Origin of the sequence: Photobacterium sp. GB-1, from assembly GCF_003026165.1 — a bacterium.
Taxonomy (GTDB): domain Bacteria; phylum Pseudomonadota; class Gammaproteobacteria; order Enterobacterales; family Vibrionaceae; genus Photobacterium.
This window is the reverse complement of record NZ_PYOB01000009.1, coordinates 38,837-60,043: the sequence shown is the minus strand read 5'-3', so window position 1 is coordinate 60,043 and position 21,207 is coordinate 38,837. Positions and strand designations below refer to the sequence as shown.

Genomic DNA, 21,207 nt, shown 5'->3' with positions numbered 1-21,207 from the left:
AAATCCTCATTTTTGTCATCTATTTGTTCTAAATATGAGCAACAAAATGATAAGGTTGAACTCAGCACCCATTTATTAGTCAGGTAGTGGCAAACAATAGCTTTAGTTATATTGGGCAGATAAGAATATAGCGAGCTATATTCGTTATATTTTAAAATCACATAAATAATGTGATGTGTATTAAGCTATAGAGTATGACCTCATGCATGAAGAAATGATTGGCCTAACTATCGCGGGATTAGGCGTTTTAGGCCTGAGCTGTCAATGGTTAGCATGGCGAATGAAATTGCCAGCTATTTTATTATTATTGATGGCTGGATTAATAATAGGGCCTGTGACAGGAGTATTTAACCCTAATATTTTATTTGGTGATTTACTGTTTCCATTAATTTCATTATCAGTTGCTGTGATTCTATTTGAAGGCAGCTTGACTCTAAATTTTGATGAAATTAAAAATGTAAGGCGTAATGTAAAATCTATTGTCACTGTTGGGGCAATCATTACATGGATGATCACCAGTGTCGCTACTCATTACTTATTGGATTTTAGTTGGCCATTAGCCTTGCTGTTTGGTTCTATGACAGTTGTAACAGGGCCGACGGTGATTGTGCCGCTATTACGTACCGTTAGGCCACAAGCCAAACTTGCTAATATTTTACGGTGGGAAGGGATTTTAATTGATCCCATTGGTGCAATTTTCGTTGTTATTGTTTATGAGTTTATCGTCTCTAGTAGCACCATCCATAGTGTTGAAGTTTTTGGTCTTATGTTGCTGGTGGGTCTGGTGCTCGGTGGTGTTGCAGGTTGGCTATTAGCGCATGTATTACGTCGTCATTTACTGCCAGAATATCTCCAACCGTTTGCTGTTTTAGCATTAGTACTTGGAGTATTTTCAGCGGCTAATGCGTTAGAGCCAGAAGCTGGATTATTGGCTGTTACAGTGATGGGCATGTGGCTGGCGAATGCGAAAGACGTCAATATTCAGCATATTTTGCACTTTAAAGAAAACTTAACAATCTTACTGATTTCTGGTTTGTTCTTGATCCTAGCATCACGCATTCAAATGTCTGATTTCCATGCATTAGGTTGGGGAGCTATCGCTGTATTTGTGGTGATTCAACTGGTGTCACGCCCAGTATCTATTTTCATTTCTACTATGTTTAGTCAGTTAGCCTTTAAAGAAAAACTGTTTTTAGCTTGGGTAGCGCCACGAGGTATTGTTGCGGCAGCTATTTCAGCGTTGTTTGCGTTAAAGCTTTCAAACGATGGGGTAGCAGGTGCAGAACTATTAGTCCCACTAACCTTTATGGTGATTATTGGCACAGTGGTCTTGCAAAGTTTAACTGCGCGACCAATGGCTAAGTTACTGGGCGTTGCGGAGCCTTCACCTAAAGGCTTTATTATTGTTGGTGCGAATGACGTTGCGCGCACTATTGCGTTAGCATTAAAAAAATATGATTGCCGTGTCGTGGTGACAGATTCTAATTGGGATTATATTCGTGCCGCACGTATGGCTGGGCTTGAAACCTATTACGGTAATGCCGTATCAAGCCATGCTGATGAGTATTTAGATGTGATTGGTATTGGCCATTTATTAGCGTTAACACCAGATAAGCATTTTAATGCAGTAGCAGCTATGCACTTTGAAAGTGACTTTGGTAGCCGTAATGTGTTCCGTTTGAACGGACGTCGGCATAATAGTGGTTTAGAGAAACACTCTGCATCTCAAGCGCATAATGGTGCTGCTTTATTTGGTGAAGATATTAGCTATAAGAAATTAGCGAGTTTGATTAACCAAGGTGGTGAGATTAAACATACTAAGTTGAGTGATAACTTTACGTTAGAAGATTACTACGCGCAGTATAAAGCAAGTCAACTTATTCCAATGTTTGCGATTGATCCTAAAGGTTATATTTATACATATACGGTTAACGATGAATTTGCTGTGAAGGCGGGATGGACGATAGTTTCTTTAATTAAAGAATTAAAAGTTTCAGAAGAAGTTAAAGATATAAAAACAGAAGTTTAGCTCTTCTAGCTATCATCATAATGATAAAGGCACGTTAAACGTGCCTTTTTCTTTTTCTTATATGTTAATATCTTCCACTTAGTTTTTAGAATATCGTGGCTTACCGTGAAACAAAAAATAAGAATGCTTATAAAAAATAAGCGCTTTCTCTTTGATCTTATAATATCAATTTTTCTTGTTGTATTATCGACCACTGCAATGGGAGCAAAGCACCACAATTACTTGTTATCATTATTGGTGTATTGTGTTGGTGTTATGATCCTCGCTGGATATAAGCAAGTAAAATACTGCTTGTTATTACCATTGTTTATTATAAGTTGGCTTTATTTACCAGTAGGTATGATTTATGGTCCACCTAATATTGGATCTGTTGCGTCATTATTAGATACGAACAAGCAAGAAGCATTAGAGTTTATTTCAAATATTCCATCGGATATTATTCCTTGGTCAGCCAGCTTATTTATTTTAATTCTTGTCTTTGCATTTAAGAAAACATCTTATCAACTTAAACATGATATTCCGTTAGTCATTGGATTGGTACTTCTCTATTTTTCACCTTATAACCATCTTTTTGTACGCGGCTATCAATCTGTTACTGATTACTTTGTGCAAGAAAAGGCACTTGAGGCTGCTTTCTCGCATAAAGTGAATTTGGATATTCAGCAGGTTACACCTCAATATCAAAACTATATTGTTGTTATTGGTGAGAGTATGCGTCGTGACTATATGTCATTATATGGTTATCCAGCGAAGACAACCCCGTACTTAGATACTGCCAATGGCTTGTTTTTAAATGGCTATATTTCAACGGCACCAAATACAACAACTTCATTACCACGTACGCTTTCTTTAAGCCAAGGGATAACGTTCAAGCCTAATATTAACTTTATTAATCTTGCTAATAGCGCAGGGTTTAAAACGTACTGGTTATCTAATCAAGGAAAAATAGGACGTTATGATACGCCTATTTCAAAATTTGCAATTTTAAGTAATGAAACGCATTTTTTGAAAAATGGCAGTTTTAATGGTTCAATTAATTATCAAGACTCCGATTTGTTACCTTTATTTAAACAGGCTTTGCTGGAACCAACGAAGCAGCATAAGTTGATTGTTGTTCATTTAATGGGATCACACGCAAAATTTTGTCGTCGAATAAAGCATGATGATTATCATTTAAAAGATAAACAACTGTCTTGTTATTTATCAACATATCGAGAATTTGATGCGCTAATGAAAAATATGGTAGGGATATTAAAAAATAGTCAGCAATCATATTCATTAATGTATTTCTCTGATCATGGCTTAAGCGATAAAAATAACAAAGGTAAAGATGTTTATTTAGTACACGGAGAGGATCATAAATCAAATTATGAAGTGCCATTCTTTATTTTATCAAGTGATAGCAAGCAACATGAGATGTTGAAAAAGCAAGTTAGTGCTTATCACTTTTTATCGTTATTTTCAGATTGGACTGGGATTGAATCAAAAAAAGTAATGCCATTAACTTTAGATCAGATACACGATAAAAATATTCGTGTGTTTAATTACAGCAAAATGGTTGATTTCAATCATCTAGCCCCCGATCCTGCGGTGAAAATATAAAGTAAACATTCGCTTATGTTTCGTTCTTTAATAGGTTAATGATTTTAATGAAGGCCAAGTGGGTAACACTTGGCCTTTTTCATACGCTTGATTAGGGTTTTTATCGTCAAATATAAATGGTGATGTATGTTGTTATAAATGTAGTCTATTTATCAACGAGGTTATTTTTGAGCATTAATGCAATAAAAAGGAAGAATTTTTTGTACATCAATAGTTAATTTTTGCTGCTTTTTCCGAAAAATTAAAGGATTGGATAGTTAATGGAAAAGAATTAAGGAAGTATATTTATATTATGTAAGTAAATGACTGTGATATTTATCAAGAAATAAAACAAAAAATAGTAATTTCAATTGTTACTTTACACCTTGTTCTTGTTACTAATGTTACATAACTTATTTTTAATAAGGGATGTTTGTAGAACAAATATCATAGTTAACATGATTATTTGAGGAGAAGATCTAATTTTTATTTATCGTTTTTATTCAGATTAAAAGATAATCAACCTATATAAATTAATAGTGTGAATTTACTTCAAAAATATAATGGATTTTATTTCTTATACTTGTATATGATTGTTACATTCCATACTTAAGCTGAATTTAAGTAGGTTTATTTATGTGATTTACTTCAATTTTAGTGTTTTTATTTGTCTTTAATATTCCCTCCGCTTATAGCGCAATACCAAAATACTCTACCCATAAAAATAATATTAATTCCATGTGGAATGTCTCTTTATATTAAAGGTGTAACAATGACGAATAATCCAATAGTAACTAAGAAAACATTACTTGCCGCAGTGATCGGCTCTTTATTATTGACTGCTGGCTGTAATAGTGATGATTCGTCTAGTTCATCGTCTGAAGAGAAAAAGAAACCAGAATTAGCCCTGCAGTTTAAAGACATTATTGATCGCACAGGTACACCAAAACACCTTGCAGAAGTTGGAGCGGGTAATCACATGGCTTATACGCCATTACATGATGACGGCGCGTGGCATGGTCACCTATTACCAGATTTAAAAGCAAATCCAGAAAATAAAGGTGGCTTTGGTGTGACGGCTATCGCTGAAGAATATAATACTTCGGTAGCAGAGTATTTCGATAAATTATCTATTTTAAAAGATGGTCAGCCTGTTGATTTTAAAGCTGTTGCTTACAGTATTCCGGGCGCGTTAATTCAAACATTAACCGCCGATGATATTCGTGTTGAGATGACATTGCAGTTTGTTTCTTCTCGTTCCTCATTGGTTGAGACGGCCGTTACTAATAATAGTGGTCAAGATCTTACGTTATTGTGGGACGGCAAATTAGTTGAACGTTTCTACGCCCTAGATGGTGTTGAAAAGCCAGTATGCAGTGAATTAGATAAAGATGATAAGCAAGAATGTTATGAAGCAACAGTCGCTGAACAATTACCTGATTTAACGCGTACTTTAACAACGGATAATCATGGGAATATTACTCTACAGTTTGGTAAAGAGCGTGATTCATGGTGGGTGAGAACCCGTGGTGATTCAGCTTTTTATATTGATCGCAGTATTGCCGCTAAAACAACAGTAAAGGGTTTGGAATATCAATCAACGTCAGATATTGGTAATGAAAAAGAAACCAAGATCTATACCGTCTTTAGTCATACTTTAACGGCGGATGAGTGGAAACAAGAGCAGCCAGTTGTGGCTGATATTTTGAAAAATCCTATTAAATATATGAATGCGACCACTAGTCGTTGGGAAAGTTACTTAAGTCATGGTTTAGTAAATGACAATGCAACGACAGAACAAGAGCGGGTTGCAGTGAAAGCGATTGAAACCTTAACTGGTAACTGGCGCAGCCCCGCTGGTATGGTAAGCCATGATACAGTAACGCCATCGGTAACCGCACGTTGGTTCTCTGGTAACTTAACATGGCCGTGGGATACGTGGAAACAAGCGTATGCAATGGCGCATTTCAATCCTGATCTTGCGATGGAAAACATTCGCACAGTGTTTGAACACCAAGTGAAAGCTGACGATGTGTTACGTCCATATGATAAAGGCTATTTGCTTGATGTGGTGGGTATGAACATGTCTCAGCAACGTGGAGATGCATTGGGCTTAACCGAATTTAATGATGCACAAACATGGAATGAGCGTAATACAAAACCATCACTGGCGTCATGGGCGGTATGGGAAGTCTACACAGCGCTGAAAGATAAATATAACCGTCCAAGTGATGCCAAAGCATGGCTTGAAGAGATGTACCCACAGTTAGTGGCATACCATGATTGGTGGTTAACTGCACGTGATACTAATAAGAACGGTATTCCTGAATACGGTGCGGCAGTGGATCCTGAGCACACGAAAGATGGCCAGCTTATTTACAAATATAAGTTAGAAGGCGATACAGAATGGCAAGTTGCTTATGGTATTGATAATTACAATGCACTGTTAGAGTCGGGCAATTACGTTGCTATAAGCAGCCCTGCACAGACTGCAGCGTCTTGGGAGTCAGGTCGTGATGATGCCGCGGTATTTGGTTTTATCGACACTATTGCTGATGCGCAAGGGCTGACTGATTCTGACGAAATTGCTACCATCGATCAGCTAGGTCGTTATGCGAAAGAGAAGTACGAGTTTGATAATAGTTATAATATCAATGCTAAGGCTGTGACTTACCGTAATACTGATGCGGTTAATACTGCAAAACTGAATCTGGCGAAAAAAGATTGGCAGGTGAAGTTTAGTGAGAACAAAGACGCATCTGGTGAAGTGATTGGTTACTCACTGATGCAAGAATCGGTCGACCAAGCTTCATACTGGTACAGCGATAACAAATATCTTGCTCAAATTGCTGAGGTATTAGGTCATAGCGATGCCGCAGAAACCTTTACGCAAAAAGCAGTAGAGACTAGGGACTACATTAATAAATGTATGTTTGATACTGACACTGGTTTCTACTACGACATCAATATTGATAGTTCTGAAGCGAAAGAATTAAATAATGGTTGCGCGGGTAAGCCAATTGTAAAACGAGGCATGGGTGCTGAAGGTTGGTCACCGCTGTTTAATGGTGCTGCAACAGAAGTGACAGCTAAAGCGGTCGTTGCAAACATGATGGATACCAGAAAGTTTAATACGACAGTGCCACTGGGGACTGCATCGGCTGATAACCCAGCTTATGGTGCCGATATTTACTGGCGTGGTCGAGTATGGATTGATCAGTTTTATTTTGGTGTGAAGGGGATGGCGAATTATGGCTATACCAAAGAAGCGCATGAGATGGTAAATAAACTTTTTACTAATGCAGAAGGTTTAACTAAGCAGCTTCCGATTCAGGAAAATTACAACCCTGAAACAGGGGCGGTGCAGGGCGCAAATAACTTCTCATGGAGTTCTGCTCACCTTTACATGCTATACAACGACTTTTTGAAATAAGTCGTTCAGTGAAAAGTTAATTTGATTCAGCATTAATCCCCCTAATGTTGATAACTCCAACGCCAATACAGAGAACGTATTGGCGTTTTTTATATCAAAGCGGTGAAAACTGTATCTTGTTCTATCTCCTGTCAGGATGTAAACAGCTTATTTATTCATAATTCAACGCGTGAATATATTGCTTTGACCTTTTTTCGACATGGGTGCAGTTATCGTACATCTTCTATATTTACTAAAAGGTGAAAAGAAGATGGTATGAAAACGTCACTATCCATTAGCTGAATCTTTGTTTGCATTTAAGATATAAAGCAATTTATATAGTTATTGGTTAATTGTATGAATTTATAGATATAATTCGCCGCCAAAATGGAACAGATTCGCCAAGGTTGGCATGACGTTAATTGTGAACTGGAATGCCAATGTTCACGCCATACCAAATGATGATAAATACTCTTGGGAATAGACACATGAAATTTCGTTTAACGAGTGTGCTATATACGCTTTTAATCGCACTGTTTTTTACGGCGATACAAAATATTGCGTTATGGCGACATATCACTGAATTATTTGAAGCCAATCCGCCAAATAGTCTTATTTTTGCCATATCCATACCGATCTTTATTTGTGCGGCATTAAATATCATCTTTACCTTACTTATTTGGCCGAAGATATATCGTGTTTTGATCCCTGTACTGATTATTCTGTCGGCATTAGCAACCTATGGTATGTACAGCTATGGCGTATTTTTCGATTACGGTATGATCGTTAATATTTTTGAGACGAATACCGGTGAAGCGACCAGTTATCTATCGCTCGGTGGTGGGATATGGTTATTGGTTATCGGGATTATTCCTGCCATCATCTTTACGTCGATGAAAGTACAATTTAAGCCCTTTTTTAAAGAATTACTGTCAAAATTAGGATCGATTGTTGTCTCGTTGCTAGTGATTGGCTTGATTGCTGCTGGGTATTATAAAGATTATGCGTCTTTGGTTCGTAACCACTCTGAAATTAAGGCGCTGATTAACCCAACTAACTATTTGTCAGCCACTTATCGTTATGCGCAGTACCAGTTAATTGAAGCGAAGATGCCGTTTAAACACATTGGCACTGATGCGGTAAATGAACACGCTGTTATCTCTGAAAAAACAGGTAAACCGAATGTGGTGGTGATGGTATTAGGTGAAGCATCACGTTCGATGAACTATTCACTCAATGGTTACGATCGTGATACCAACCCTGAGCTGGCAAAATTGAATGTGATCAGCTTTAAAGATGTTAAATCTTGCGGTACGGCAACGGCAGCTTCTGTGCCTTGTATGTTCTCTGATATGACTAAAGCGAACTACAACCCAATGACCGCACGTCACCAAGATGGCGTATTAGATGTGATGCACCACGCGGGGATTGATGTGTTATGGAAAGATAATGATGGTGGTTGTAAAGGGGCATGTGATCGCATTAAACATGTTGAGATGAGTGCTGAAATTGATCCTAGCTTGTGCCATAACGGCTCGTGCTACGATCAAATCTTATTGAAAGGCCTGCAGCAATACATTGATGATGCGAAGCAAGATACCTTTATTGTGCTGCATATTATAGGTAGTCATGGGCCAACCTATGACGATCGTTATCCTGCTAAATTTAAAGTGTTTACCCCTACCTGTGATACCAGCGATTTGCAAAACTGTACTCAGCAGCAGGTAAAGAATACCTACGATAACACCATTGTTTATACCGACTATATCTTGAGCCAAGTGATTGATATGTTGAAGCAAGATGATCATCATGCCAATACAGCGATGTTCTATATGGCCGATCACGGTGAATCATTAGGTGAAGACGGGGTCTACCTTCACGGTTTACCTTATGCAATAGCGCCAAAAGAGCAAACCACTGTGCCATTGATTTTATGGTTATCGCCTGAATATCAGAAAAGCCAGCACATTAACCGTGCTTGCTTAGAAAAAGAAGCACAAGCCGGTGGATATTCACAAGATTATCTGTTCCATTCACTACTTGGCATGATGGACGTAAAAACCAACGTTTATGAACCTAAACTAGATATATTTTCACAATGTCGTAGTATTAGCGCCCATTAATGCAATGCTAGCTAACTGATTATAAATAGAGAGAAAAATAATAATGAAACCGGGTGCGACGGGAATAACTCGAATTATTAATGCCGCAGGCTATTCTGTTCAAGGATTGAAAGCTGCATGGAAGAACGAAGCGGCATTTCGCCAAGAGTCAGTGCTACTGGTGCTAATGACTGTGATTAGCTTTTTCTTACCGGTGACTGGGGTAGAGCGAGCAATCATGATTGCTTCATTGTTGTTAGTGATGATTGTTGAGTTGATTAACTCAGCCATTGAGGCAGTGGTTGATCGTATCGGTCCTGAACACCATGAGTTGAGTGGCCGAGCGAAAGACATTGGTTCGGCAGCGGTATTTGTTGCGATGGCACTGGTTGTTGTTGTGTGGGGCGGGATCTTAATTAGCTAGCGACGACACAAAATAATAAAACAGCACACTTAAAGAAATGCCAGAGTGAAAGCTCTGGCATTTTTGTATTTATATACCCAAGTGGCTTCAAGGTGCCTGATTCAGAGCGAGGTCACTGAGTCGAATTCAAGGAAGGCAACGAAGCGGAATAGCGAGCTCTTTCCAAGTTGTCTGACGCAATAAGTCGGCTCAGTGACACGCTCCCAAAGGGCGAGCGTCCTTAGCTCTCAGACTTTGTTAACGATTCTCAATGTAGAACCACTATATCTTCGAATCGTTGCCGCGCCTGAGAACTAAGGTCGTCTCGCTGAACACTGCATCTTGAAGTTACTTGGGTATAGGCATGTGCTTTATCGTTTATTTAATATCTGCTTTCTTATGAGTTAATGCCCATAGGTGCAGCATATCGGTTGCAATTGTTGCTGCTGCAAGGGATGTCATATCAGCGTGATCGTAAGACGGTGCTACTTCAACCACGTCCATACCAACTAAGTTAATACCTTCTAGCGCACGGATAATTTTCAGTGCTTTATCAGATGTTAAACCACCACACACAGGAGTACCTGTACCCGGTGCGAACGCAGGATCTAAACAGTCAATATCAAAGGTTAAGTACACAGGCATATCACCCACTTTTTCTTTGATAGTTGAAACGATTTGCTCAACCGACCAATCATTAGCAGTGCCAGCATCAATCACGTTAAAGCCTAAGCTGTCGCAGTGATCGGTACGAATACCAATTTGTACTGAGTGGTGAGGGTCAATTAACCCTTCTTTCGGTGCATGGTAGAACATGGTGCCGTGATCAAACTTACTGCCTTGATCATAAGTGTCAGTGTGGGCATCAAAGTGGATCAATGCCATTTTACCGAACTGCTTAGCGTGAGCACGAAGCAGCGGCAGGGTCACAAAGTGATCGCCACCAAAGCTTAACATTGCCTTACCTTGTTCTAATAGGCCGGTTGCGTGTGCTTCTAGACGCTCACACATTTGTGCGGCATCACCACAATCAAATACCAGATCGCCACAGTCAGCAATCTTGATAGTTTTAAATAAGTTAAATGTCCATGGCCAACGTTTACCTTCCCATGCTAGGTTGGTTGAAATTTGGCGAATCGCGCCAGGTCCCATGCGACTCCCAGAACGCCCCGTGGTTGCCATATCAAATGGAATACCAGTGATCACCACATCAGCATCAGACTCCATTGGTGAGAAGTTGAGTGGTTGACGCAAAAAACCAAACGCATTTGCGTATAGTGAGTAATCTGGGTAGTTAGCTAATGTTGCCATGGTTCTCTCCAACAACAATCTTGGGCAAAGCCCTGTTAAGACATCCTATCACACAGGATTGACGTGATAGGGACCTTATTTAGTCTATAAATTAATTAGATAGCACGAACATCTTCGAGGTAAGTGTAACCTTCAAGACCTTCTGCTAATTCTTGTAAAATTGCATCACGTTCGTGAACAGTTAAATGTTGCTCAGCCATTGTTTGGTATTGGCGTAAAAACTCTTTCGAGTCTAAATGTACGTAGCGCAATACATCGCCAACACTATCACCGCGATCAATTTTTTCTATTTCATAACCACCGTCAGCACGAGTACGAACAACAGCGGTGTCGGTATCACCAAATAGGTTATGCATATCACCTAAAATTTCTTGATAAGCACCGACCATAAAGAAACCAATACGGTAAGGCTCTTCAGCTGACCATGTTGGAACCGGTAGTGTGGTTTCAATACCCTGGCTTTCAACATATTGATCAATGGCACCATCTGAATCACAGGTGATATCTAAAATAATCGCACGACGTTCAGGGGTTTTATCCAAATTGCTTAAAGGCAATACAGGGAAGATTTGATCAATACCCCATGCATCTGGCAATGATTGGAATAAAGAGAAGTTCACAAAGAACTTATCCGCTAAACGCTCATGCAACTCATCTAAAATCGGGCGGTGAGCTCGGTTTTTATCTGAGAGTTTTTTCTGTAATTCGTAACATAGGCGTAAGCTAACTTGCTCTGCCCATGCACGGTCGATAAAGCTGATCATCCCAACCCCAAATAGGGCGTGAACTTCGGCTAAATCGCTTTGGTTATCATGGTAGATCTCAACTAACGAGCGTTGATCGGAATGCTCAGAGAGCTCTTTCCACGACATCCACATGTTCTGTAGCACTTGTGGTGCATCTTCAGTAGGTGCACTAATGCTTTCTGGTTTGTAGCTTTCTACACCCACAACATCGGTGATTAAGACTGCGTGATGCGCCGTTAAGTTACGCCCAGATTCTGAAATAATGCGTGGCATAGCAATATCATATTCAGTACAAATATCACCTAATACATAAACAATGTTGTTTGCATATTCGTTAATACTGTAGTTCATTGAACAACTGCTTTGGCAACGGGTACCTTCATAGTCCACGGCCAAACCACCACCAACATCTATAGTTGTAATACCAACACCGATTTTTTTCAATTCTGCGTAAACACGGCCGGCTTCACCCACACCATTTCTTACATCACGAATGTTGGCGATTTGCGATCCTAAGTGGAAATGCAACAATTGCAGACAATCTAGCATATCGCGCTGGCGCAGTTCATCTACCACAGTTAAAACCTGAGATGCCGATAATCCAAACTTAGACTTCTCACCACCACTGGCTTGCCACTTACCTTTACCTTGCGAGGCTAAACGAACGCGTAAACCAAGACGAGGAGTAACGCCAAGCTCTTTTGCTTGCTCTAAGATAATGCGTAGTTCTGATAGTTTTTCTAGGACGATATACACTTCGTGTCCTAGCTTTTCACCTATGAGTGCAAGGCGAATGTATTCTTTATCTTTATAGCCATTACAAACAATGACTGAGCTCGCCTCTTGCGCCATAGCCAGCACAGCCATAAGCTCTGGTTTACTGCCCGCTTCTAAACCTAACTGACGTTGTTGTTTAGCGTATTGGCTTTTAAGAATTTCGCTAACGACTTCCTGCTGTTGGTTTACTTTGATTGGATAAACCGCAAGGTAGTCACCAGTATAGCCATAATTTTCAATAGCTTGGTTAAACACACTACATAAGCTGTCGACACGGTGATGCATTATTTCTGGAAAACGCACCAATACCGGTAATGAGGCTCCTGCGGCGATCAGTTCATCAGCAAGTTGCGATAAACCAATGGTATTGCCGGGAGCTTGTAAATTAGGACGTGCAACCACTGAACCATCTTGTGCAATATCAAAATAGTTTTGGCTCCAGTAAGGCGTATTATAAACGTCACGTGCGTTATTAATTGTCCACTCACTCATAGTCTTAATCCTTGCAAAGTACGCGTCAGTTTTTTAAGGCGAACAAAAGCCCTACAGAACTGCAGAAAATATAAATAAAATAGAAGGTTATGGTTACTGACGTCATAAAAGTCAGGATCTAAAGGTCACGCTAATAAAAAAGCAGTCCACATCTAACAGTAGTGTGTTGCATTTAATTACACGTAACTGGGACTATCCGAGTTCGTTTCATCATTACTATTAATGAATATACGTGTCGATCGTCTAGATTGGGTTGGTCTGGTGCTGTTGGCTGCGTTGTCGCATACTTTATTCAGACAAGAAAATGCTTGTAGGTATAGTGCTGCGAATAATTTCATTGTCATTTCCGAACAGGTCGTGCTGCTACTAGCACGGTATGACATAACGTAAAGAGAGGAATTCCAATCTCAGTCTACACCTCAAACCGAAAAGAGGGTGCTTGGCGATTAGACAATTGAATGAGGCTAACTGCAATCAAAAAAGATTTATCGTTATGATAAGAAAGATTAGCCAATAGGCTTTATACCGACTTTAATTGAAAAGAGCGCTAAAGCGCGATAAAAAACACTGGTTTTTATTTTTTTAGTATAGGCAGTATAATGCTTAACTGTTGTGAATGAAGTCAGTATTAACGGTTTAGTATTAACATCATATTGTTAGTTTGTGTATTTAAGAGCAATGGGCTCTTAATGGAAGGAGTAGTAACCTGTGGCAGGTGCAAGTTTATTAACTTTGTTAGATGATATCGCGACCGTATTAGACGATGTTGCTGTGATGACAAAAGTAGCAGCACGAAAAACAGCGGGTGTGTTAGGCGATGATTTAGCATTGAATGCCCAACAGGTAACGGGGGTACGTGCTGAACGCGAAATTCCTGTTGTATGGGGTGTCGCAAAAGGCTCATTTAAAAATAAGCTGATCTTGGTTCCCGCAGCGTTATTGATCAGCGTAATAGCCCCATGGCTGATTCAACCAATGCTGTTATTAGGCGGTTTATTCTTATGCTTTGAAGGTGTTGAAAAAATCGTTGAGAAATTATTTCATTCAGAGGCAAACACGGAAGATAAAGTTGATGTGTTAGCGCAAAGTGATGTTGATATCGCAGAGTATGAAAAAGAGAAAATAAAAGGGGCTATTCGTACTGATTTTGTTCTTTCTGCTGAAATTATTGTGATTTCTTTAGGGGTTGTACAAGATCATCCATTTTTAACTCAAGCCATTGTTGTCAGCGTAATTGCTGCGGTTATGACGGCAGGTGTTTATGGCTTGGTTGCAGGTATTGTGAAGCTAGATGATGCGGGTTTATATCTTGTAAATCATAGCGAACAAGCGAGTTTGAAAAACCGTTTTGGCTCGCTATTGGTGAACATAGCACCTTATCTTATGAAGGCTCTGGCGTTTGTCGGCACAATTGCGATGTTTCTTGTCGGTGGCGGTATCGTTGTACATACATTGCCGCATTCCCATGAAATTGTGGAGAACATTGTACAAGCTGTCAATTTGCCTGGTTCAGCGTCTATTCTACCACCATTAATGAACGGTATTGTGGGTGTTATTGCGGGAGCCGCGGTGGTTGCTGTGGTGACGTTGATTAATAAAATTCGCGGTAAAAAAACACACTAGATTGAGTATTTTTTACCTTTTAAAAGAGAAACTAATTGTAAAGCTTTGCTTCTTCTTACGCGAATAAATTGTAACATATTGTTTTTATTAGTCCATTCAGTGTAAATACAGGATTTGTGAGCAAAATGTTAATTTAACGTCCAAACTTATATCGTTGTAATAGCAGATTGCTTTATTGACGGAGGTTATATTGAAAAAGTATACAGTAGCATCTTTATGTCTAGTCGCAGCACTTGGTGTATCAGGTTGTGCGCAAAATCCATATGGTAATGCTTATGATGTCGGTGAGGCACGCACAGTACAAAATGTATTAACCGGTACGATCATCAAATTAGATGCCGTAACCATGAGTGGTGGCGGTGAAAATATGATTGGTACTATTGCTGGTGGTGCCATTGGTGCCATTCTGGGTTCGAAAGTTGGTGGCGGTAGTGGTTCTGATATTGCGGCTATTGGCGGCGGTTTAGCTGGCGCAGCTTTAGGTAATAAAGCGGGTGATGCAATTAGTCAGCGCAATGGCGTTAATATCGTGATTAAACTTGATAGCGGTAGAACCATTGCGGTTGTGCAGGAAGTCGATCCAAATATGATTTTCCGTGTAGGCCAACGTGTTGATATTTATCAGCAGGGTAATACGACACGCGTTGTGCCTGGCAACTAATCGCTAAAAATGAAATGTTTATCAATTTGAAAGGCAGTCTATCAGGCTGCCTTTTTTATATGTTGTGAAATTATAGTTGGATAAATATTTATATCGCTTACACGAGAAATAGACGCTACGCATTCTACATCCCTGCTGTTATTACCGTGGTATAGGCCATTATCGCGGCTGTACTGATGCGTGGTAAGCCTAAAAACGACTGATTACCTAATGTTGGTGTTATTGATTTGTACGATTATCTGGGGTGATCGTAATTACATTACCAATGTAACGTTAATGCGTTAATAACGTATAAAAAAAGCGACCGATTAGTCGCTTTTTGTTTAGGGTTGATGTGCTTGTCGATTAACGAATCGAGTTAAGCATAAACTCCATCACTGGATCGATATCCGCATCTATCTCTAGTGCTTTAGGTAAGTAATCGGGTTGTTTTAAGATCCCGCGCTCGATGAGTTCATCAAGCAGGGGCTTAAATTCAAAGCCAGTCTTACCAATAAATAATGATGTTAAATCTTCATTCTTATACGCTTGAATCGCATCTTTTAAGCCACGAAGATATAAGAAATCTTTAGTGAAACCACCACCACGATACACACGTGCCGTTACGGTAAATGCTTCATCATTACTGATGCCATACTCATGTTTTAAACTATTAAAACAATCGTTAAAGCTATCACCATTGACCATCATCTCTACAGCGACAACACGCAACGCCAATGTTTTTAGGCGGTGTAGTGGGAAGCTACCTGATAAGTGCTCACAAAGAATCGCAAGGCCTTCTTGTGTATGCGTATTACCAGGTAAACCCAGTTGTAGGATCTTCAATGGTTGACGTTCAGCATTGACTGACGTGACTAAGTGCACTCCCAGTTCGTGATGAATTAACGCATCTAAATCACCTTGTGTAAAACGACTGTTTGGGTTCACCTTGATCGTTTTACCACTGACCATTGCACGTGCAATTAGCTGTTTAGAAGAAACGATTTTACAAGGAATGTCGTACTCTTGCGCCGCTTCTTTAAACGCTTCTATTGCTTCATTGGCTGTGATTGTGGCAGGTTGCTGCTCTTTGTATTCACAAGCATGAAGAATAAATTTTGCATTAGCAATATCACGTTCATCAGGCTGACCGTAGTAACGTAATGAATTATATAAGAACTCATCAGTACCAATACTACAAAGTAGATCAATACGTACCGCTAATTGGTCGATAACTTTGCGATACATTTTTTGTACGTCAGCATCACGGATACCTTCTACGGGTAGTCGGTAAAGTTGCTCACGGAACTTGTATGGGTCTAAATCAAGTTGGCGATAAGTGAACTGTGGCTGATAGCTATGCGGCTTACTTAAAAAGCGTCGCTTTTCTTGCTTAAGGTTCGTTGGGTTGATGTAGCTAAGCGTATTGATACCACGAGCAATACGATATAGCTGTCGATCCAGTTTGACTACTTCTTTGGATAAGTTCGAAGCAAGCAGATCATTACCTGTTAAACCTTTGGCTTTTGTGCGTTTAGTGATAGTGAAAGCAGCATGTTCCGTTATCACGGTTTTCATGGATTCTTTCAACTTTTCAATCACTAATGGATACGCTTCGCCGCCTTCCTCATTCATGAATACTTTTTTTACTTCAATCGGTAGGATTAATGTGTTTTTAAAGTTTTCTTTAATGAAAGTAGCTTGGTAACCCATGCCTTTAAAGACATCGTTTTCTAATGCTGTTACTTCAAGGTTAGGTAGCTCTATGCTATTTAAACCTTCAAGCATGGCATCAATCTCTTTCCGCCAACGACGACAGTTAATTTGCTTAGTACCGACATTGAATGTTGGTGTTTTCTCGTCAATACGTTGGTAGTTATATGAATGGATGTCATATAACAAACATAACCCAAATTCTTTTTCTAATGTTTCAATAAGACATTTAAGAATACGATAGTAGCGGTTATGTTTTTCATGTGTTTCCGCACGCTCTTCTACCGTTAATGGCTCAAGCCATACTTTTTTACCCCACGCATCGTCATAGATGCAATTGCTTGGGTCACGGTTAAGATCGTATTCGTAACGTGAATCTTCACCCTGAAGAATGATTGGCAGAGATGAAATAAAATCGCCAGTAAATGGATCTTCTTCAAAGTAGCGCTCTTCTTCTGTTAGCGCACATTTTTCTTTTAACTCGCCACGAAGGTTGTGTCCATGATGAATGGCTGTAGCAATATAAGGCTGATATTCGCTAACACGAATTATCAAGCTGCCATCATCAAGTTCCGCTTCAAAGGGAGTCAGGCTGCGGATTTTCTCCAGAACCTCTAACTCAGTATGCAGCATCAGCAATCACCTTTCGAAAATCATTTTTACGTGCAATGCCGACTTCTTTCGCCATTACTACGCTCTCAGCAAAATCCAGGACATTACGTTGAAGTTTCACACGGTTAAGACGATTGATACGGGTAATACCGCCAGGGCTTAATACATTTACTTCAACCAGTTTGCCGTTAATAACGTCTAGTCCAACAAAGAACAGGCCGTCGCGCACAAGCTTAGGGCCAATGTGTTTACATAGGTTAAGTTCTTGCTTTGTTAGTACGTGTTTTACTTCACGGCCACCGGCATGAATGTTTGAACGTACATCGCCTTCTGCTGGTACACGGCGCATTGCACCAATAGGTTCACCATTAAGCAGTAGAATGCGAACATCGCCTTGTTCTGCACCTTCAATGTAATCTTGTAAGATCACATAGTTTTCATCGTCACCAATGTAGAAATCAAGTAATGATTTAACGCTTGATTTTGCACTCTTTTCAACCAAGATAACGCCTTTACCACCGTAACCATTTAGTGGTTTTAGGATCATGCGATCTTGCGTTGATTCGTCTAATACACGCTCTAAGTATTCACGGTTCTTTGATACGTGTGTTGCTGGAATATATTCATGGTTTGGATCGGGTAGCGATGCTGTATATAGCTTGTTATTAGCCACACGCAGACCATCAATATCATTGATAATGAAAGTATGCTCACGCACAGAATCTAAGAAATTAAGTGCCATGGTATCTAGAGGTGGGTTAGCACGCATAAAAATAACATCAAAGCCCGCTAATGGTAGCTCGGCTTTGTTAAATTCAGCTTTGCGGTAAAAGCTTGGAATATTGTTTGATACATCACCTTTTTTTAATACGTTACAGAATGCAATAGCCATGCTGTCACGCATAGTTAAGTTACTTGGTGTTGTTATAGCAACCGTGTGACCGCGGCTTGCGGCTTCATGGATAAGACGTAGTGTGGAGTCGTTTTCGGCTTCAACTTTGTCCCACGGATACATAACAAAACAAATTTTCATAGCTCTACCAAGAAAGTGCCTGTTTTACAGGCTATTAAAAAGAAATAAGCCATCGCACGAGAGTGGGATGGCTTCATTGTTACTCGATAAACAGAGGTGAGCCCTCTGATAGTAATTAATAGTCTAAATCGCTATCACTACCACTATCGGCATCATCATCGTCGCCGTATACGCCATTGTTGGGACGTTGCGACACGCATAAGGTATAACTGCGTGCTTTATGAGTGGTGTGGTTCAGGTATTTTAACCAACACTTACCAAATTCAGACACTGCTGCTTGCTGACCTAACACTTCAGCAAGGAACTGAGTTTCAGACTCATCGATTGGTTGAGTAGTCCCTTCATGTAAGGCACGCATAATACGTCCGTAATTTTCTAAGACGCTGGCTTCACTAATTGTAAAAACCCCCGAGCGATTAAAGCCACGTGGGAAATTTTTATCGTCGTAAAATTTACCTTCACTTCTCATTCATAAAGTCCTTGATGTGATTTGCGGTGATATTTATCCAGACTTGGTGAGTTGTAAATCAAACATTTTTTATCGTTCTAATGAATTTTTTTAATGATTTGATACCATAAATCATCATATCGTTTAAGATCTAGATTAAGCTCTTGCTTATTAGATATATAATGCTTAAATAGCACGATAATCACGCAACTTATCCTTCTTATTCTTGAGAATTTCGCTGTGGATACAGAATTACTAAAAACATTTTTAGAAGTAACTAAGACTCGTCACTTTGGCCGTGCAGCTGATAATTTATATTTAACGCAGTCTGCCGTCAGCTTTCGTATTCGACAGCTTGAGTCTCAGCTAGGTAACCCGTTGTTTTCTCGTCAACGTGGTAATGTCCATCTAACTGCAGCTGGTGAGCGTTTACAGCCTTATGCTGAAGCTATTTTGCAAACATGGGGGCGTGCGAAGCAGGATGTTGCATTAACAGATAGCCTCAATACCCAATTAGCCATTGGTGCATCTCCTTTATTCTGGGAGTTTGATGGGATTTCTGATTGGATTAACCATATCTATGCCAATATGCCTGGGCTAGCATTACGCTTAGAGTCGGTTAAACGTGAAGGGATGGCAAAACGCTTGTTTGATCAGAGCATCGATCTCTTTATTACCAGCGAACCACCGAAAATTGAAAATCTCAATGTACGTAAAGTTCGAGATTACCAATTACAGTTAGTGACTAATAAAAGTAATTGTTGCTTACATGATACGCGTGATATTCCACTTGTCTTTTTAGATTGGGGCACACGATTTTCTGTTGAGCACAGTCGTATTGCTGAGCTTCAGCGTACACCAATTATGCATACACATTCTGTTAAAATGGCGCTTGATTATATTTTAGCGAATGCTGGAGTTGGTTATCTGCCATCGCCTGTTGTCGAAAGTGCTAAGAAAAAAGGCTTACTTCATGTCGTAAAAGACGCGCCAGTTATGGATCAAAGCTTATATTTAGTATGGCGAGAAGATAACGAAAAAGAGGACTTGATCAACGCTTTGGTCGAAGTTCCTTTTAAGAATGTGACCGAAAACAATGGATAAGTTTTTTTGCTGATAAGCAGTAAAATATCTTGTTGTACAGAGAGCGAGTTCCTGAATTAGTCTTAGAAAAAATACGAATTAAGCAATAAATCAAGTGGAAAACAAACAAGGCAGTTGTCACTGATTTTACAAAAAAGCGACGTATTTTTGTCACAATAGAGCATTAATATTGCCTGTGTTCTATTTATTAATTACTTACTCTGGATGTAGTTCAGGAATCGCAAATGGCTAAGTTAGACCAAAAGTTTCACAAGGGCAGCAAATCAAAATTCAACTCTGAATTTAATGATGATTTTCAAGATTTGAATCAATCTCGTAACAAAAAGAAACGTCGTATGACACGTTCACGTTTTGAGAGTCCGGAGTACAGCGATTTCGATTATTAATAGTATTTAGTATCGGCAATAAAAAATTTAAAAAAAGGCGTATCCTAAGGGTACGCCTTTTTATTTAACTATTAATGATGCGAGGAATGGTTATTTTTCTTCGCTTAATGCTGCGTAACGATGAAGTAATTCTGTCAGTACACTTATCCAACCAAATGCGTTGTCAGGCGCATTGGCTAAAATCTTTTCAACTTCAGCACAGTGCTGCTCTAATGTGACAGCTTCCTCTAGCTGGAATGAGATAGCGTAAAAATGCCAAAGAATTAAGCGTGTCATACGTTCAATATTTTGCTTAGCGTTATCCGATTCTGAAAATGCTTCCTTGACTTCACCCAAAGCAACCGCTGTCATGCGTAGCATTGCATCAAATTGTGCTGACTTAAGGCGTTCTTCACTATCCACTTCTTCTTGTTCAAAAGTGAATATTTCCTGCATTACATCTTCCGGCACCATGCGGCTGATTACGCGTAAGCTAAATTCTTCAAGCTCATGGCGAGGCATTGTTAATAGGCAGTTTAAAGTATAATCACGTTGCATAGCTATCTCATGGTACCTGTGCCCGATCGGAATTGATCGCTGGCTTTCTTAAAGGCGTTATTGTGGATGATTTGCGAATAAATTGCGACCCAAAGCCAGATGAATTAACCGCTTATTACGCCACAAAGCATTTGTCATGCCTAATGATACGAAATCAAACGCTGTCTTTTGAGGATAGGTTAATCTCATTATTACAGAGATAGATGTTCAACGAACGCGCCATATAAAATAATGTTTTTTGCCAGCCTTGATAAAAAA

General features: G+C 39.5%; 15 protein-coding genes. 9 read left to right on the top strand and 6 right to left on the bottom strand.

Annotation, left to right across the window (positions count from 1 at the left end):
- Nucleotides 1-202: 202 nt before the first annotated feature.
- From C9J45_RS11270 to C9J45_RS11250, 5 genes are all read left to right on the top strand, one after another.
- Nucleotides 203-2,029, top strand: a complete 1,827-nt coding sequence (locus tag C9J45_RS11270; protein WP_107207362.1) for a sodium:proton antiporter — start codon at nucleotides 203-205, stop codon at nucleotides 2,027-2,029.
- Nucleotides 2,030-2,227: 198 nt separating this feature from the next.
- On the top strand, nucleotides 2,228-3,631 hold the full coding sequence (locus C9J45_RS11265) for a phosphoethanolamine transferase (RefSeq protein WP_107292532.1): 1,404 nt from the start codon (nucleotides 2,228-2,230) through the stop codon (nucleotides 3,629-3,631).
- Between the two features lie 751 nt (nucleotides 3,632-4,382).
- Entirely contained in the window at nucleotides 4,383-7,043 is a 2,661-nt protein-coding gene (gene ygjK / locus C9J45_RS11260; protein WP_107292531.1) for an alpha-glucosidase, read from the top strand.
- A gap of 467 nt (nucleotides 7,044-7,510) precedes the next feature.
- Nucleotides 7,511-9,145, top strand: a complete 1,635-nt coding sequence (eptA, locus tag C9J45_RS11255; RefSeq protein WP_107290650.1) for a phosphoethanolamine transferase EptA — start codon at nucleotides 7,511-7,513, stop codon at nucleotides 9,143-9,145.
- A gap of 43 nt (nucleotides 9,146-9,188) precedes the next feature.
- Nucleotides 9,189-9,548: a diacylglycerol kinase gene (locus tag C9J45_RS11250; protein WP_008988692.1), complete on the top strand. Its 360-nt coding sequence runs from the start codon at nucleotides 9,189-9,191 to the stop codon at nucleotides 9,546-9,548.
- A gap of 357 nt (nucleotides 9,549-9,905) precedes the next feature.
- On the opposite strand, the gene speB is transcribed toward C9J45_RS11250, so the two are convergent.
- Both speB and speA read right to left on the bottom strand, forming a co-directional pair.
- Nucleotides 9,906-10,838, bottom strand: coding sequence for an agmatinase (gene speB / locus C9J45_RS11245; protein WP_107207358.1), 933 nt, complete (start codon nucleotides 10,836-10,838; stop codon nucleotides 9,906-9,908).
- Nucleotides 10,839-10,933: 95 nt separating this feature from the next.
- Nucleotides 10,934-12,853 carry a biosynthetic arginine decarboxylase gene (gene speA / locus C9J45_RS11240; RefSeq protein WP_107290649.1) on the bottom strand — a complete coding sequence of 640 codons (1,920 nt, stop codon included), beginning with the start codon at nucleotides 12,851-12,853 and terminating at the stop codon, nucleotides 10,934-10,936.
- A 708-nt stretch (nucleotides 12,854-13,561) separates the two neighbouring features.
- On the opposite strand from speA, the gene C9J45_RS11235 reads away from it, so the two are divergent.
- Together C9J45_RS11235 and C9J45_RS11230 are read left to right on the top strand one after the other, a co-directional pair.
- Nucleotides 13,562-14,476: a DUF808 domain-containing protein gene (locus C9J45_RS11235; RefSeq protein WP_107207356.1), complete on the top strand. Its 915-nt coding sequence runs from the start codon at nucleotides 13,562-13,564 to the stop codon at nucleotides 14,474-14,476.
- A 190-nt stretch (nucleotides 14,477-14,666) separates the two neighbouring features.
- Nucleotides 14,667-15,137, top strand: a complete 471-nt coding sequence (locus tag C9J45_RS11230; RefSeq protein WP_107207355.1) for a glycine zipper 2TM domain-containing protein — start codon at nucleotides 14,667-14,669, stop codon at nucleotides 15,135-15,137.
- Nucleotides 15,138-15,482: 345 nt separating this feature from the next.
- Here the strand turns inward: C9J45_RS11230 and C9J45_RS11225 are convergent, their stop codons facing one another.
- The 3 genes from C9J45_RS11225 to maoP all read right to left on the bottom strand — a co-directional run bounded on the left by C9J45_RS11225 (nucleotide 15,483) and on the right by maoP (nucleotide 18,943).
- A complete protein-coding gene (locus C9J45_RS11225) occupies nucleotides 15,483-17,462 on the bottom strand; it encodes a flavohemoglobin expression-modulating QEGLA motif protein (protein WP_107207354.1) in 1,980 nt (659 codons plus the stop codon).
- On the bottom strand, nucleotides 17,449-18,474 hold the full coding sequence (gene gshB, locus C9J45_RS11220; RefSeq protein WP_107207353.1) for a glutathione synthase: 1,026 nt from the start codon (nucleotides 18,472-18,474) through the stop codon (nucleotides 17,449-17,451). The genes C9J45_RS11225 and gshB overlap by 14 nt, the downstream gene beginning before the upstream one ends.
- Nucleotides 18,475-18,589: 115 nt before the next feature.
- Nucleotides 18,590-18,943 (bottom strand): DUF413 domain-containing protein, encoded by a 354-nt coding sequence (gene maoP, locus C9J45_RS11215; protein WP_107207352.1) that lies wholly within the window; start codon nucleotides 18,941-18,943, stop codon nucleotides 18,590-18,592.
- Nucleotides 18,944-19,162: 219 nt separating this feature from the next.
- Between maoP and hdfR the strand changes: the two genes are divergently transcribed.
- Both hdfR and C9J45_RS21650 read left to right on the top strand, forming a co-directional pair.
- Nucleotides 19,163-20,026, top strand: coding sequence for an HTH-type transcriptional regulator HdfR (hdfR, locus tag C9J45_RS11210; RefSeq protein WP_107207351.1), 864 nt, complete (start codon nucleotides 19,163-19,165; stop codon nucleotides 20,024-20,026).
- Between the two features lie 224 nt (nucleotides 20,027-20,250).
- Nucleotides 20,251-20,412: a hypothetical protein gene (locus C9J45_RS21650; protein WP_198038485.1), complete on the top strand. Its 162-nt coding sequence runs from the start codon at nucleotides 20,251-20,253 to the stop codon at nucleotides 20,410-20,412.
- 90 nt (nucleotides 20,413-20,502) lie between these two features.
- On the opposite strand, the gene C9J45_RS11205 is transcribed toward C9J45_RS21650, so the two are convergent.
- On the bottom strand, nucleotides 20,503-20,949 hold the full coding sequence (locus tag C9J45_RS11205; RefSeq protein WP_107246486.1) for an exoribonuclease R: 447 nt from the start codon (nucleotides 20,947-20,949) through the stop codon (nucleotides 20,503-20,505).
- Nucleotides 20,950-21,207 lie beyond the last annotated feature (258 nt).

Coding starts and splice junctions, on each gene's coding strand:
- speA (WP_107290649.1), bottom strand. CDS start 12,853: ATGAGTGAGTGGACAATTAATAACGCACGTGACGTTTATAATACGCCT.
- C9J45_RS21650 (WP_198038485.1), top strand. CDS start 20,251: ATGGCTAAGTTAGACCAAAAGTTTCACAAGGGCAGCAAATCAAAATTC.
- gshB (WP_107207353.1), bottom strand. CDS start 18,474: ATGAAAATTTGTTTTGTTATGTATCCGTGGGACAAAGTTGAAGCCGAA.
- C9J45_RS11225 (WP_107207354.1), bottom strand. CDS start 17,462: ATGCTGCATACTGAGTTAGAGGTTCTGGAGAAAATCCGCAGCCTGACT.
- C9J45_RS11205 (WP_107246486.1), bottom strand. CDS start 20,949: ATGCAACGTGATTATACTTTAAACTGCCTATTAACAATGCCTCGCCAT.
- maoP (WP_107207352.1), bottom strand. CDS start 18,943: ATGAGAAGTGAAGGTAAATTTTACGACGATAAAAATTTCCCACGTGGC.
- eptA (WP_107290650.1), top strand. CDS start 7,511: ATGAAATTTCGTTTAACGAGTGTGCTATATACGCTTTTAATCGCACTG.
- C9J45_RS11270 (WP_107207362.1), top strand. CDS start 203: ATGCATGAAGAAATGATTGGCCTAACTATCGCGGGATTAGGCGTTTTA.
- speB (WP_107207358.1), bottom strand. CDS start 10,838: ATGGCAACATTAGCTAACTACCCAGATTACTCACTATACGCAAATGCG.
- ygjK (WP_107292531.1), top strand. CDS start 4,383: ATGACGAATAATCCAATAGTAACTAAGAAAACATTACTTGCCGCAGTG.
- C9J45_RS11250 (WP_008988692.1), top strand. CDS start 9,189: ATGAAACCGGGTGCGACGGGAATAACTCGAATTATTAATGCCGCAGGC.
- C9J45_RS11265 (WP_107292532.1), top strand. CDS start 2,228: ATGGGAGCAAAGCACCACAATTACTTGTTATCATTATTGGTGTATTGT.